We start from the raw sequence: 13,379 nt of genomic DNA, 5'->3' as shown, positions 1-13,379 counted from the left end.
AAATGAGCTCAAACAAAGCTGCAATCGGGGCTAGAATTGCAGTCCGCCGTTTTGCAATGAACAAAGAAAAGAAGTGATCTCCGGAATACATCTACAAGTAGAAATCGAGGCTTAGTTTTAGAAACAGTAATGACAGATTTAAATTCCGCTGTCACTTGTTGAGTAGAACGCCTTAGCGAACAAAAATATTCGAAATTTAACAATTCTTTTCTTATCGGTCTTTAGAGTTAAAAAGAAGGTTTTTTAGACTGCCCGTCGCTTCGCTCTTCGTAATGACAATGCCTTGCTAATCCGGCAGGAAAAAGAAAGCTGCTAAATAACTCTTAAAGTTTCTCTCACATTTCTCTGTTTCTTAAAAAAACACGATATTTGTAACGCGAAAAATTCAAGTAAAATTTTCAAAATAAACAGGGTTTCTTTTAACCTTGAAAAATAATAAATTATCAGATGAAAATATCAAACAACTGGCTTAAAGATTATATCAAAACGGACCTGAAAACTGAAAGAATCGGTGAGTTCCTTACAGATATAGGACTTGAAGTTGAAGGGATAGAAAAATTTGAAAGCATAAAAGGAAGCCTGGAAGGAATTGTTGTAGGTAAAGTTTTAACCTGCGAGAAACATCCGAATGCAGACAAATTAAAAAAGACAACCGTAGAAGTAGGAAACGGAAAGATTTTAAACATCGTTTGCGGAGCTCCCAATGTGGAAGCCGGACAAACCGTTCCCGTAGCAGTTGTCGGAACAAAAATCTATGATAAAACCGGAAACTTTTTCGAGATCAAAGAAGCAAAAATCCGGGGAGAGGTTTCTCAGGGAATGATCTGTGCAGAAGACGAATTGGGTCTTAGCGACGATCACGGCGGAATTATGGTTTTGGATGAAGAAAAGTTTGAAGTCGGAAAAAATTTCGCAGATTACTTTGAAATAACAAACGATGAAGTTCTGGAAATCGGTTTAACGCCGAACAGAACCGACGCAATGTCTCATTACGGTGTTGCAAGAGATCTTCATGCTTATCTTTCCACAAACAAGCAGAAATCTGAGTTCGAAAAAGTATCTTCTGTTGCACTGAACAACGAAGGTTCTCACGATTTTACATTAGAAGTGGAAGACGCAGAATTATGTCCGAGATACATCGGAGCGGTAATCGAAAACGTAAAAGTGGCAGATTCTCCGGCTTGGCTGAAAGACAGACTGAAAGCCATCGGATTAAGCCCCATCAATAACGTTGTAGATATCACCAATTATATCCTTCACGGTTACGGACAGCCGCTTCATGCCTTTGATGCAGATAAAATTGCAGATAAAAAAGTAAAAGTAGGGACAGTAAAAGAAGGAACAAAATTCACGACTTTAGACGGCGTTGAAAGAACTTTGAACGGTTCTGAAATCATCATCAAAGATGGAAAAGATACACCGATGTGTATTGCCGGAGTTTTCGGAGGTGCCAATTCAGGGGTTTCTGCTGAAACTACTACCATCTTTTTGGAAAGTGCTTATTTCAATCCGGTTGCGGTGAGAAAAGGGGCAAAATTCCATGGATTGAATACCGATGCTTCTTTCAGATTCGAGAGAGGTGTGGATCCTAATATTACAAGAACAGCAATTACGCACGCTATTAAATTAATTCAGGAACTTACTGAAGGAAAACTGGTGGGAGAATTGCTGGAACAGTATCCTAAGAAAATTGAAGATCAGTATGTCATCATCAGATTTTCAAAAATCGAGCAGATTTTAGGAACCAAAATTCACAGAGAAAAAGTAAAAGAAATTTTAAAAGCCCTTGAAATTCAGGTTCTAAATGAAATTCAGAATGGTTATGAAATTTCTGTTCCTGCGTACAGAGCAGATGTTACCAGAGAAATTGATGTTATCGAGGAGATTTTAAGAATCTACGGATACAATAAGATCGATGCACCTCAGAAAATTTCGTTTACGCCGGTAAAACTGGCTGCACAGGATCAGGATGAGCTGGAAAATAACTGGGCAAGAACGTTACAGGGATTAGGTTTCAATGAAGTAATGAACAATTCATTGACTTCTTTAAAAGATGAAACGGATGCTGTAAAATTATTAAATCCTTTAAGCAATGATTTGGCATTTATGAGAAAGTCTTTACTGGAAGGGCTTTTGCAGAATGCAATCTACAATATCAACAGAAAAAATCAGGATATTAAATTCTTCGAATTCGGGAAAATCTATCATAAGAGAGATCAATACGAGGAAAGAAAGCAATTGGCTATCCTTGTTTCCGGAAGAGACGTTGCAGAAAACTGGTTACAGCCGAAATCTGCGACAAGCTTCTATAACCTGAAAGCTTATGTAAAAGTTTTACTGGAAAGATTAGCAGTTGATTACAAAGAAGTGGCTTTATCTGATGAAAGATTTTCTGATGCTTTAGCATATGAAGCGGACGGAAAAGCTTTGGTAAGAATCGGGAAAGTGGCTCCTCAGATGCTGAAGGATTTCGATATTGAGCAGGAATGTTTCTATGCTGAAATCGAACTTGAATTTGCGCAGAAATTACGTTCTGAAAATCAATTGAAATTCAAAGATATTCCTAAATTCAATAAAATCAGAAGAGATCTTGCTCTATTGATTGATAAAAATGTGAATTACGAAGATCTTTATCAGACGGCAAAGAAAAATAAATCTCCGTACCTGAAAAATATTAATTTATTTGACGTTTACGAAGGTAAAAATCTTCCGGAAGGCAAGAAATCTTATGCAATGAGTTTCGAACTTTTAAACGAAGAGAAAACATTGGAAGAAAAAGAAATTACTGCGGTAATGGATTCATTAATCAAATCTTTCAAGAAAGAATTCAATGCAGAATTAAGAGGTTAAAAAAATTACCTTTCGAATACAATATAAACGGACATTTGTCCGTTTTTTTTATGGGTAAAAACCGAAATTGCCAATAGTTTAAAGATTGAATATTTTATTAAATAACCTCAGTTTGGGATAAGAAAAATTTTAAATAATTGATTTATAGTGTTGTATTATTTTATCGCAAAGAAAAACAAAAGATTTTTTTTACTTATTGAAAGTTTGTAAGGTAAACAAAGGCACTTCGTTTATTTAAAAAAGACAAAATGGTATTACTGTTATAAGTTTTACGCCTTTGTATATCTTAAAAGCTGAATTCCTGATAATTGAATCTCTTTGTTTAACCTTGCGTTTAATACTTATCCCGAACTTAGGTTAAATTCAGATAAATCATATTCAATTACAATTTTATCTGAAGTGTTAAAGAATAATAAAATCTTCCGAAACCCGTTTAAATAATAATAATTCCGTAAATTTGGTTTAAATCAAAAAGTAAACAATGAAGAATCTTTTTTTAAGTATATGTACTGCTGCAGTTTTGGTTTCATGTGGAACAATGTCGAGCTCTTCTGCTTCCAAAGTAGGAAAAGCACAGCCTTCTCTTGCGGGTACAAAATGGGCTTTGGCTGATAATGTGAAAGGGAAAATTCCTACCCTGAATATTGAAGGAGAAAAAATCAGCGGTAATGCGGGATGCAACAATTACTTCGGAACGGCAAAAGTAGATCCTTCTATGGGAAATTTTTCTGCGGGAGCTTTAGGTTCTACAAGAATGGCGTGCGATAACATGAGTGTAGAAAAAAACTTTATGGATATGGTAGGAAAAGCCAATAAATATGTAGTAACCGGAAATGTTCTGGAATTGTATCAGGACAATCTTTTACTTTTAAAATTCAATAAAGCTGAATAAAATAAAAAGGAACTCAATCGAGTTCCTTTTTTATGTTTAAATTGTTATTAATCTTCCTCTTCTTCGTCGTACTTAGCCAACTCTTCATCACACCATTTAAACGCAGCTTCTACTACTTTTGTAGCCTCGTCTGCCATTGTTTCTTCGTCGTCACCTTCCAGATCATCCAGCCACTCAACTTCTTCTTCCTCAACGTTCAAGATAAATCTTGGATATTCTGTATGAACCACGAATAAATCTTCTGGAAATTCCGAATTATCTGCTAATAAAAACTTTGGTAATTTCATTTTTTTAATGTTTTAACTTTAAATCAAAGATAATAAAATTATTGGTATTTGTTCTTGTCAATCTTTATTTTTTGCAAAACTTTATACCTTGTTAACGTTGTTTTCTGAAGCGTATCTTTCGGTTTAAAAGTTAACGTAATATTCGGGTTGATGGTACTCATCAGTTCGGCAACCTGTATTTTGTCAAGATCTTCTGCCGTTTCAAGATAAAACTTCAGCGGAATCTTCTCCATTTTTTCAGATTGCAGAAACTGTCTCATTTCTTTTCTGTTTTCAAGATAATTTCCTTTGGAAAGCCATGTAAATAACATTCCGGAAAGCAGACTTAAAAAGCCTAAAGCGTACGTTTTAACCTCAAAAATCATGAATAATTTCCTGAAATAAACCAGCCAGACCGGAAGACTGAAAGGAGCCATTAATCTGTAATCAATCGCATTCACAGAATAAAAATACTGAATAAAATACGAGCAGATCATCCCGAAAACACTTACAAAAATATAAAATGCCTCCGTTTCTGAGAGTTTGTATTTAATAAACAAAAACACAATCAGAAGAATATTTAAAAAGCCGATTCCGTAGATCGCATAATTGATCATTCCGCCTCCCGGATCTGCAATATGAATGAATGGGTTGAAAGTGGTACATAATCCCTGAAACAATTCAGCAAGAAGTTTAGAGGTAGGATGCAGACCGATTTCCAGAAATTGACTGACATAGTTTTCGTTAAAGTAATCAATAAAAAGAAATTTATACAAAACCACAAAAATTCCTCCGATGATTCCTGAAATAATAAATATTCCCGAATATTTTCGTTTCCAGAAAATCAATCCGAAAAGCCCGGTTCCGCCCATAATGAAAAGAGCGCTGTATCTTATGTTATACAATGCAATAAGGCTTAGTGAAAGATAAAAAACGGCTTTTCCTTTTTCTAGTTTTCCTTCAATAATTAATGTGGAAACATATAAAAATACCATAACAAACGGCAAAATCAGCGGTTCGCTCATAGTATAGGAGAAAATGGAGAGGAAGCTGAATAAAGCACATAAAACAACGGATTCTCTAAAGAAAAACTTCTTTTTCCATGTGAAAAAAATAATGAATAGAAATGCGGAAATTCCCACGATTTTACTTCCCCAGAATTCATCAAACCCGAAAAACGTAAAAAATTTTATCGCTAAAGGATATCCTAAAGGAGTCGTGGTATTGTCGATCGTCGGGAAAACGTGTGCAAATCTCATATAACGGATGGAATCCGGATTTACACGCCCTTTTTCATTAAGCAGAAAACGCAAAATGGTCATCACTAAAGTAATGATGACCATTGATATCTGAATATTTTTTTCTTTAAATTTCATGGATCGTGAAATTAGTAAATTTTGCAAAGCCAGTCAATCTTAATCAGATTTAAAATTGAATTCCAAAAAACTCACAATTTACCGTTCACAATTCACTTTTTTTATTTTGAAAACATTTTCGCTACTTTTTCCGCTTTTTTGCTTTCGGAGTAATCATAGAAACCTTCTCCTGATTTTACCCCTAATTTTCCTGCCATTACCATGTTTACCAACAATGGATTCGGAGCATATTTAGGATTTTTGAAGCCGTCGTACATTACATTTAAGATCGCCAGACAAACATCAAGACCAATAAAATCGGCAAGTTGAAGCGGTCCCATCGGATGCGCCATTCCCAGTTTCATTACCGTATCGATTTCCTCAACACCTGCAACTCCGTTGTACAATGTCTCGATAGATTCGTTGATCATCGGCATTAAAATTCTGTTAGCAACAAATCCCGGATAATCGTTTACTTCTATAGGAACTTTTCCTAACGTTTTGCTCATTTCATAGATCGCGTCAAACGTTTCTTTGGAAGTAGAGTAGCCTTTGATGATTTCAACCAGTTTCATGATTGGAACCGGATTCATAAAGTGCATTCCGATTACTTTATCTGCTCTTTTTGTAGCCGCCGCAATTTTAGTGATTGAGATAGAAGAAGTATTCGTTGCCAGAATACAGTTTTCAGGAGCAAACTCATCCATCTGTCCGAAAATTTTCAGCTTTAATTCCTGATTTTCAGTAGCAGCTTCCACAATAAGATCGGCAGATCCAACTGCATCCTGAAGTGCCGTGAATGTGGTGATGTTCCCTAAAGTTTCTGCTTTTTGTTCTTCGGTAAGGTTTCCCTTTGCAATTATTCTGTCGAGATTGGTGGTAATGGTTTTAAGACCTCTGTCTAAAGCTTCCTGAGATACATCTACAAGATTTACTTTAAAACCGCTTTGTGCAAATGTGTGCGCAATACCATTTCCCATGGTTCCGGCTCCGATAACTACAATGTTTTTGATCATTTTTCCTTATTTAAGTTTTAATTATTTGCTGTTGATTAAAGTTAAATTTCGTGCATTGGAAAGATCTGCTTTTTTTACCGTCGTTGTTTCATCAAAACTCACATTCCCGTCTCTGTTCGGTTTTTTCATCTGATTCTGAGTATTGATGGCAGCTTTCAGTCCTTCTACAAATTTGGTTTTCTGGGTTCTGGAGAATGTATCTGTTCCGATATAAATGTTAAATTCACCTTCTCTTCCCAAACCGCTTTGTTTGTACACTTCGAAATTTTTTATTTTGTTTTTTTTCTGAAACTGATTAATAAAATCCATCACAGGTTTAGCCGAAGGTGTACCGCAGCAAATACTGTGATAGCCTACCTGCAGATAATTTTCGCTTTTCTGTGCAAAAAATACTGCGGAAGTGAATAACCCGATTATTAATACTATTTTTTTCATTTTTAATGGTTTTAAAATTAAGCTTAAATTTTTACTTATTAAAATAATCCCAGACTGTTTTTGAAATGTCTGAAATCATTCTACAGTTTACTTCGGCTGTTTCCGTTGAGTTACTGACAAATACAGCTATTGCATAATGCTTGCCATTCGGTAAAGTGATGATCGCAATTTCATTTTCAGCACCCGTTAAACCTGCATTATTCTTGCCGGAAGATCCCGTTTTTCTTGCGACAGGCGTATCTTTAGGAAGCTGTTCAATTAATTTATTTGTTCCTGTGGAAGTGGAGAGCATTACTTTCATCAGATAATTTGTTGATTTTTTTGATAATAATTTTCCGTCATAAAACTTTTTCAGAACATCAACCGCAGAATTCGTTGTACTATAATTTTCATACTGTGCATTCCAGTCTTTATGCATCGCTTCTTCATTGTATTTGATCTGAAAGTTTTTCACCCCTTTAACATTCATAAATTTCTGAACAACCTGTGTTCCGCCTAATAATTTTAAAAGAATATCGCAGCCGTTATTGTCACTTTTAGCAACGGTGTATTCAATAATTTCGCTTAAAGAAACAATAGCGCCATTTGGATATTTTTCGCGAAGAGGCGACCATGTGTTTTCATGTAAATTCGATTGGTTAAGGGTAACTTTTTGATCTAAAGAAAGTTTTCCTTTATCTGCATAATCTAAAACAGCAGCAGCAATATGAAACTTGAAAACACTCTGCATCGGAAGTTTTTTGTCTGCATTTTTGTTATAGGTAAAGCCGTTTTCGAATCCTAAAACAGAAATTCCGACCGTTGCTTTCTTATTTTTAATAATGGAGTTGATTTGCGTTTCTAAAGAGGATTTCTGGGCAAAAACAAATGCCGAAATCAAAAGAAATAATAAGGTGATTTTTTTCATAATATTTGTTTAATCATATTTTTATTAACCGCAAAAGAAGCAAAAGAAATGCTGTATTGTTTAAATACTTTTTAGTTGATTAAAAGTTTGTAAAGGATAAAAATCTTTGATTTTTAAACTTATGTGTTCTTTTTTTATTTAAGTATTGAACTTAAAATAACCAAAGTGTTAAAAATTTCCTTCTTTTGCGGTTAAAATAAAAGTTTAAATAGTTTTAAAAATAAATCCCTCTTAGAAACTAAAAGGGATTTGCAATTTATGATTTTTTCTTTATCTCACTTCAAAATAATTCAGATTAACGCCATCATTTTCGAAATAAATTCTGATTTTATTTTCTCCTTTTTTAAGATGAATTCCTTTTGCAGAAGCCGTTTTCCAAATTTCATTTCCGCCTGTTGAAGCTAAGGAAACTGAAGCTAATTTTTTTCCGGAAGCATCCTCAATCCGTATTTTCACATCGTTTTCACTTGTATATTTTATGTCGAAAGTATACTTTTTATCTGCTTTTGAGTTGATGGTATACTGAAGCCATTCTCCGCTTTCCGTTTTTCCGACGTAATATTCATTGTCTTTTGTACTGTAAATATCAACGCCGTCATTTCTCAGTTGATTTCCTGAATTCCATTCCGATCTTTTTGCAGGGTCACTTACCCAAAGATTAATGAAATCTTTATCCGAATAAGCAGAACCCATTCTTCCCAGATCATAATCGGTTGCGAATATTTTTCCCGGAGCCTGAAGATTCTTGAAAGGTTTTGTGGAACCGTCTTTTGTCTGCCTGAACATCGCATCAATCACATCATTTTTAACTTCCACATTGCTGAATTTATAGTTTTCAGCAATCTGCATCAATGCTTTCCTGGCAAATTCTTTAGAGGGTTTTTCACCTCCGTTATTCCAGTAATCCAATAATTTCTGGTATTCCGGAGTAATTTTTACGTTGGTAATTCCTGCGATATTGTCTATTTTTTTCATTGGCCAGAATGCGTAACCGATGTTGTGTTCATCCAAAAGCCGGATCAGTTCTGTAAACCATACATTCGAATTTTCTCCTGTTTCGCCCAGCCAGATCGGGATTTTGTGTTTCTCTCTTAAATCCAAAGCAAATTTCAGTGTGGCGTCATCATTGTTATTCCAGTATTTATGGAAACTGAATACCATATTATCGTCCCAAAGCGGCGTTAAACCGTTGTAATTATTTCCCCAGCCGTTTCCTTCAATAATGATGATGTGCTTTTTATCAACAGTACGGATCGCTTCCGTGATTTCTTTCTGAAGCTTCCAAAGCGGAGCATTCGACATTTCATCCGTTCCGTTTATATTTTTTCCTGTAAAATTGATATTCGGTTCATTAATAAGGTCATAACCGCCAATCCATGGAGAATCTTTATATCTTTCGGCTAGTTTCTTCCATAATCCGATGGTTTTTTTCTGATTTTCTTCACTTTCCCAAAGAGAAGGTTTCGATTTGTCGTTATCAGAAATATTCACATCATTTCCCTGTCCGCCCGGTGCTGCGTGAAGGTCGAGAATCAGGTACATCTTATTGTCCGCGCACCATTTCAGAAGATCATCAGTCATTTTAAAACCTTCTTCCAGCCATGTATTTTCTCCTTTTTTAGATTCTTTTTCAATCGGTAAAGTGTACAGATTATAATGCATTGGAAGTCTGATCGAATTAAATCCTGCTTTTTTCAGAAAATCAATGTCCTGTCTGGTAATTCCGTTTTTCAGATAAGCTTTGTAAAACTCATTCATTCCGTCTTCACCGATCAGTTCAGCAATTTTCTCCTTGATTTTGTATTGCGGACCTGCAAAGTCAGCCGTTTTCAGCATATATCCTTCCTGAAGCATCCAGCCTCCCAGGCCAAGGCCTCGCAACTGAATATTTTCACCTTTATCATTAATAATATTTTCACCTTGTGTTTTTAAAAGTTGTGATGTCCCAAATTGAGACAATAAAAAAGCGGATAATAGGATGGCTCTTTTCATAGTGATTTTAATTATTGAATTGTTAAGGGATTGTTATAAAGGAATTATTGTTGAATAATGGCAAATATATTTAAAATATGTTGAATAATATTAAAAACAGAAATTGAATTAAAAAAATAATGATGATTATGAATATTGTGTGGTGCAAATCCGGATCGGGATGAATGAGAAAATTAGTACTGTTTCGATGAAATGGATTAAAGCCAATTGAAAACAAAAAAAACGGGTTTTTAGCCCGTTTCTATCAATAAATTATCGTGTTATTCGTGAAAATATTTGTGCGGTTTGTGTTAAAAAATTTAAGAAATTAACTTCATGATTTCCAACGCAACTTTCAGCGCTTCCGTTCCGTCCTCAATAGAAACTTCTACGTGTTTGTCTTCTGTAATAGAGTCTGCAAAAGAATTCAGTTCATCCAAAATGGCATTATTCGGCTGAATATTCGGATATTCAAATAAAATCTGATTTTTCTCTCCCTCTGCATTTTCAATAATCATGTCGAATGGAGTAGGGTGTTCAGGAGCATCTTTCATGCGGATCACTTCCGCTTTTTTCTCAAGAAAATCAACGGAAATATAAGCATCTTTCTGGAAGAAACGGCTCTTTCTCATCGCTTTCATCGAAATTCTGGAAGTCGTTAAATTTGCAACACAGCCGTTTTCAAATTCAATCCTCGCATTCGCTATATCCGGTGTTTTGCTAACCACACAAACGCCGCTTGCGTGAATATTTTTAACCTTAGATTTAGCAATGCTTAATAAAATATCCAGATCATGAATCATCAGATCCAGAACCACAGAAACATCTGTTCCGCGCGGATTGAATTCTGCTAACCGGTGAATCTCGATAAACATCGGATTCTTAATGTACTCTTTCGTTGCAATAAACGCTGGATTGTACCTTTCAACGTGTCCCACCTGAGCTTTGATACCTTTTTCCTGACATTTCTGAAGAATTTCTTCCGCCTGTTCAAGAGTTTGGGTTACAGGTTTTTCAATGAAAAAATGCAGACCTTTTTCAATTGCTTTTAGCGCATAATCGTAATGATAAATGGTGGGTGTTACAATATCCAACATATCGATCTGCTCCAGCAATTCCTCAAAATTCTCAAAATATCTATACCCGAATTCCGCTTCCAGTTTTTTTCCGTTTTCTGCGTCTTTATCGTGGAAACCGATGAATTCGTATCTATCTGACTGATTTAAAAGTCGTAAATGTATTTTTCCTAAATGTCCGGCTCCTACCAAACCTGCTTTCAACATAGCTGTATTAAATTTCTGTAAATATAACAATTTGTTGTTGGTTGTACGTAGACCCCTATCAGAAAATTAAAAACTGCATGCAACAGTTTTTAACCCCGGACAAAATTTCATATTTTTGTGCGAACTGTTACCTGCAACCTAATAACTACTATCTATAATGGCGCAAGATTCGTTTGTACATAAAGGAAAAAGAAAGATTTTAGTGGAATATCTCCGAAACAGAATCGGGATTTCGGATGAAAACGTACTTTCAGCGATGAATGAAGTTCCGAGACACCTTTTTATTGAAAGTATTTTCGAAGATTTTGCCTACGAAGACCGTGCTTTTCCTATTCTTGCGCATCAGACGATTTCGCATCCTTCAACCGTTGCCGAACAGTCTGAACTTCTTCAGGTGAAAGAAAGAGAAAAAGTGTTGGAAATAGGAACCGGTTGTGGTTATCAGACCGCCGTTTTAATGGCAATGAAAGCCCATGTTTACACGGTTGAGCGACAGAAAGATCTTTTCGATTTTTCCAAAAAGAAACTCCGTGAAATGAATTTATATCCAAAATTTCAGAGTTTCGGGGATGGCTTTGCCGGACTTCCTACTTTTGCTCCGTTTGATAAAATTATCGTGACCTGCGGCGCTTCAGTTTTACCAACCGAACTTCTGAAACAGCTTAAAGTCGGCGGAAAAATGGTTATTCCTCTCGGACCAACCGATGAGCAGGTTTTATACAGGTTTACAAAAATCTCGCAGACCGAATTTGAAAAGGAGGAATTCGGGGCTTATAAATTTGTTCCGATGCTGGGAAAAACGAATCAATAAATTTCCAGACTAATTTCAGACGCCCTGAAACTTTTTAAATGTTAGAAATTTCAAAAAAAATGAATTTTGATTAAAAGCTTTATTTTAGGATAAAAAATGGTATAAGTCAACGTTCAGAAAATAAAATTTTATAATTATCACATAAGGAAGATTTTTATTACAGTGTGTGTTTCGTAATCAGCTACAGCTTCTTAGAAATCTTTCAAAAAAAATATCAAAAAGACAATTAAAAAAACTATTTTAGCCGAAATTTTTTTAAAAAAACTCCATGAGAACAAAAATTATGCTTCTGTTTGTTGCATTGCTTGCAATATCATGCTCTAATGATTCAAATACTGTAGATCCTGCAGATTCAACCCCGATTCTTCTTACCAAAATGATGGATAATGGTGAAACCTATGTTTATACATACAATGGTTCAAAAATGATACAGGAAAAAGGTTTAGTTGACGGAGATATCAGTAACTTTACTTATACGGGTGATTTGATTACAAAAATCGCTACCATCTCATCCGGCGGATTACCTTCTACAGAGACCTTCACTTATGACAGTTCTAATCGTTTAATAAAAGCGGAGGATATTTCGGGTTCGAACAGTACAGTTACAACGTTTAATTATTTATCTGCCGATCATGTTACCATAATAGAAAAACACACAAGTGGAAATTATGTAAAAACATATACCAGAGACGCCTATTTAAATACTGACGGATCTGTAAAAAGCTATACCCAAACGATACAAGCAACACAAAACGGAACTGTGGTTGAAAGTGGAACAGGTAATCTGCAACCTATTGTTTATGATAATAAAAACAATCCTTTCAAAAATGTTACAGGTTTAAGGAATATTCAGATTTATTATCAGGTAGATCAATCATCTGAACATAATGTACTGTCTTACAAATTAGTCAATACGACTACAGGAAGTGGGTCAAGTGGTGTAAGTTCTGATATATTCACGCAAACTTATCAGTACAACTCTAATAATTTTCCTACACAGAGTGTCCTAAAAAGCTATGACAATAATAATACATTAACGGGGACTTATACGACTAATTACGAGTATAATCACAATTAATTAACCGGACAATGAGAATAAGAAAAGATACTGTCTTAAAAGGTAGTATCTTTTTTTGTAAGCAAACTTTATTACTGACTTATATATTATAGTTTTAAGTCTTATTATTAACCTTTAAATCTTCGATTTATAATCATCTGTTATTAAAATCAACTAAAAAAACAAATATTACATAACGTTTCGGAACGAAAATTGAATAGTCATAATTGTCTAATTAACTAAAATCTTAATATGATGAATACCAAAAGATTTAAAATATTACAAGATTTCAGTAATATTCAGAACAGTTTTAAAATGAATTTCCGAAACAGAGCAGAAGATAATCCGGATAAAAAAGAATCCGAAAATAATCTTCAGATAAAGGATTTCAAAGCTAAAAAGTTGGAACCGAAAAGAAAAGTAAGAAGATCTGCACTGGAAATCTGGGAAGAAATAGAAGAACTGGCATCCGAATCTTAGAAAAAATGAATTTAAAGTATAATTTTTAATATTAAAGTTGAAAAACCTTGCTTGTG

12 protein-coding genes are annotated in these 13,379 nt (G+C 34.7%); 5 read left to right on the top strand and 7 right to left on the bottom strand.

All coding sequences use genetic code 11. The features are described 5' to 3' along the window. Nucleotides 1–447: 447 nt before the first annotated feature. Nucleotides 448–2,850 carry a phenylalanine--tRNA ligase subunit beta gene (gene pheT / locus H6W53_RS03410; protein WP_185204875.1) on the top strand — a complete coding sequence of 801 codons (2,403 nt, stop codon included), beginning with the start codon at nucleotides 448–450 and terminating at the stop codon, nucleotides 2,848–2,850. Between the two features lie 481 nt (nucleotides 2,851–3,331). Next, a complete protein-coding gene (locus H6W53_RS03405; RefSeq protein WP_087706307.1) occupies nucleotides 3,332–3,742 on the top strand; it encodes an META domain-containing protein in 411 nt (136 codons plus the stop codon). A gap of 47 nt (nucleotides 3,743–3,789) precedes the next feature. Here H6W53_RS03405 and H6W53_RS03400 read toward each other — a convergent pair whose 3' ends face one another. From H6W53_RS03400 to H6W53_RS03370, 7 genes are all read right to left on the bottom strand, one after another. After that, a complete protein-coding gene (locus tag H6W53_RS03400; RefSeq protein ID WP_002977986.1) occupies nucleotides 3,790–4,029 on the bottom strand; it encodes a hypothetical protein in 240 nt (79 codons plus the stop codon). 38 nt (nucleotides 4,030–4,067) lie between these two features. Then, nucleotides 4,068–5,384 (bottom strand): hypothetical protein, encoded by a 1,317-nt coding sequence (locus H6W53_RS03395; protein ID WP_185204874.1) that lies wholly within the window; start codon nucleotides 5,382–5,384, stop codon nucleotides 4,068–4,070. 101 nt (nucleotides 5,385–5,485) lie between these two features. Next, nucleotides 5,486–6,376, bottom strand: coding sequence for a 3-hydroxybutyryl-CoA dehydrogenase (locus H6W53_RS03390; RefSeq protein WP_185204944.1), 891 nt, complete (start codon nucleotides 6,374–6,376; stop codon nucleotides 5,486–5,488). A 24-nt stretch (nucleotides 6,377–6,400) separates the two neighbouring features. Continuing rightward, the gene (locus tag H6W53_RS03385; RefSeq protein ID WP_185204873.1) at nucleotides 6,401–6,814 is read right to left on the bottom strand and encodes a hypothetical protein; all 414 of its coding nucleotides are present in this window, start codon (nucleotides 6,812–6,814) and stop codon (nucleotides 6,401–6,403) included. 31 nt (nucleotides 6,815–6,845) lie between these two features. Then, on the bottom strand, nucleotides 6,846–7,721 hold the full coding sequence (bla-A, locus tag H6W53_RS03380) for a CGA/CIA family class A beta-lactamase (RefSeq protein ID WP_185204872.1): 876 nt from the start codon (nucleotides 7,719–7,721) through the stop codon (nucleotides 6,846–6,848). Between the two features lie 270 nt (nucleotides 7,722–7,991). Further along, complete coding sequence (locus H6W53_RS03375; protein ID WP_185204871.1) at nucleotides 7,992–9,713, bottom strand: cellulase family glycosylhydrolase; 1,722 nt, start codon at nucleotides 9,711–9,713, stop codon at nucleotides 7,992–7,994. A 299-nt stretch (nucleotides 9,714–10,012) separates the two neighbouring features. Then, nucleotides 10,013–10,975 (bottom strand): Gfo/Idh/MocA family protein, encoded by a 963-nt coding sequence (locus tag H6W53_RS03370; RefSeq protein ID WP_185204870.1) that lies wholly within the window; start codon nucleotides 10,973–10,975, stop codon nucleotides 10,013–10,015. A gap of 157 nt (nucleotides 10,976–11,132) precedes the next feature. On the opposite strand from H6W53_RS03370, the gene H6W53_RS03365 reads away from it, so the two are divergent. The 3 genes from H6W53_RS03365 (at nucleotide 11,133) to H6W53_RS03355 (ending at nucleotide 13,323) form a co-directional block, all read left to right on the top strand. After that, nucleotides 11,133–11,786, top strand: a complete 654-nt coding sequence (locus H6W53_RS03365; protein WP_185204869.1) for a protein-L-isoaspartate(D-aspartate) O-methyltransferase — start codon at nucleotides 11,133–11,135, stop codon at nucleotides 11,784–11,786. Between the two features lie 268 nt (nucleotides 11,787–12,054). Next, nucleotides 12,055–12,864 (top strand): hypothetical protein, encoded by an 810-nt coding sequence (locus tag H6W53_RS03360; RefSeq protein ID WP_185204868.1) that lies wholly within the window; start codon nucleotides 12,055–12,057, stop codon nucleotides 12,862–12,864. Nucleotides 12,865–13,095: 231 nt separating this feature from the next. Continuing rightward, the gene (locus H6W53_RS03355; RefSeq protein ID WP_185204867.1) at nucleotides 13,096–13,323 is read left to right on the top strand and encodes a prevent-host-death protein; all 228 of its coding nucleotides are present in this window, start codon (nucleotides 13,096–13,098) and stop codon (nucleotides 13,321–13,323) included. Nucleotides 13,324–13,379: the final 56 nt, after the last annotated feature.

The organism is Chryseobacterium sp. C3, assembly GCF_014218905.1.
Lineage (GTDB): Bacteria > Bacteroidota > Bacteroidia > Flavobacteriales > Weeksellaceae > Chryseobacterium > Chryseobacterium mucoviscidosis.
This window is presented reverse-complemented; position numbering and strand designations above follow the sequence as displayed.

What these genes read in the sequence shown, in the direction of transcription:
- pheT (WP_185204875.1), top strand. Translation starts at nt 448, where the DNA reads ATGAAAATATCAAACAACTGGCTTAAAGATTATATCAAAACGGACCTG.
- H6W53_RS03405 (WP_087706307.1), top strand. Translation starts at nt 3,332, where the DNA reads ATGAAGAATCTTTTTTTAAGTATATGTACTGCTGCAGTTTTGGTTTCA.
- H6W53_RS03400 (WP_002977986.1), bottom strand. Translation starts at nt 4,029, where the DNA reads ATGAAATTACCAAAGTTTTTATTAGCAGATAATTCGGAATTTCCAGAA.
- H6W53_RS03395 (WP_185204874.1), bottom strand. Translation starts at nt 5,384, where the DNA reads ATGAAATTTAAAGAAAAAAATATTCAGATATCAATGGTCATCATTACT.
- H6W53_RS03385 (WP_185204873.1), bottom strand. Translation starts at nt 6,814, where the DNA reads ATGAAAAAAATAGTATTAATAATCGGGTTATTCACTTCCGCAGTATTT.
- bla-A (WP_185204872.1), bottom strand. Translation starts at nt 7,721, where the DNA reads ATGAAAAAAATCACCTTATTATTTCTTTTGATTTCGGCATTTGTTTTT.
- H6W53_RS03375 (WP_185204871.1), bottom strand. Translation starts at nt 9,713, where the DNA reads ATGAAAAGAGCCATCCTATTATCCGCTTTTTTATTGTCTCAATTTGGG.
- H6W53_RS03370 (WP_185204870.1), bottom strand. Translation starts at nt 10,975, where the DNA reads ATGTTGAAAGCAGGTTTGGTAGGAGCCGGACATTTAGGAAAAATACAT.
- H6W53_RS03365 (WP_185204869.1), top strand. Translation starts at nt 11,133, where the DNA reads ATGGCGCAAGATTCGTTTGTACATAAAGGAAAAAGAAAGATTTTAGTG.
- H6W53_RS03360 (WP_185204868.1), top strand. Translation starts at nt 12,055, where the DNA reads ATGAGAACAAAAATTATGCTTCTGTTTGTTGCATTGCTTGCAATATCA.
- H6W53_RS03355 (WP_185204867.1), top strand. Translation starts at nt 13,096, where the DNA reads ATGATGAATACCAAAAGATTTAAAATATTACAAGATTTCAGTAATATT.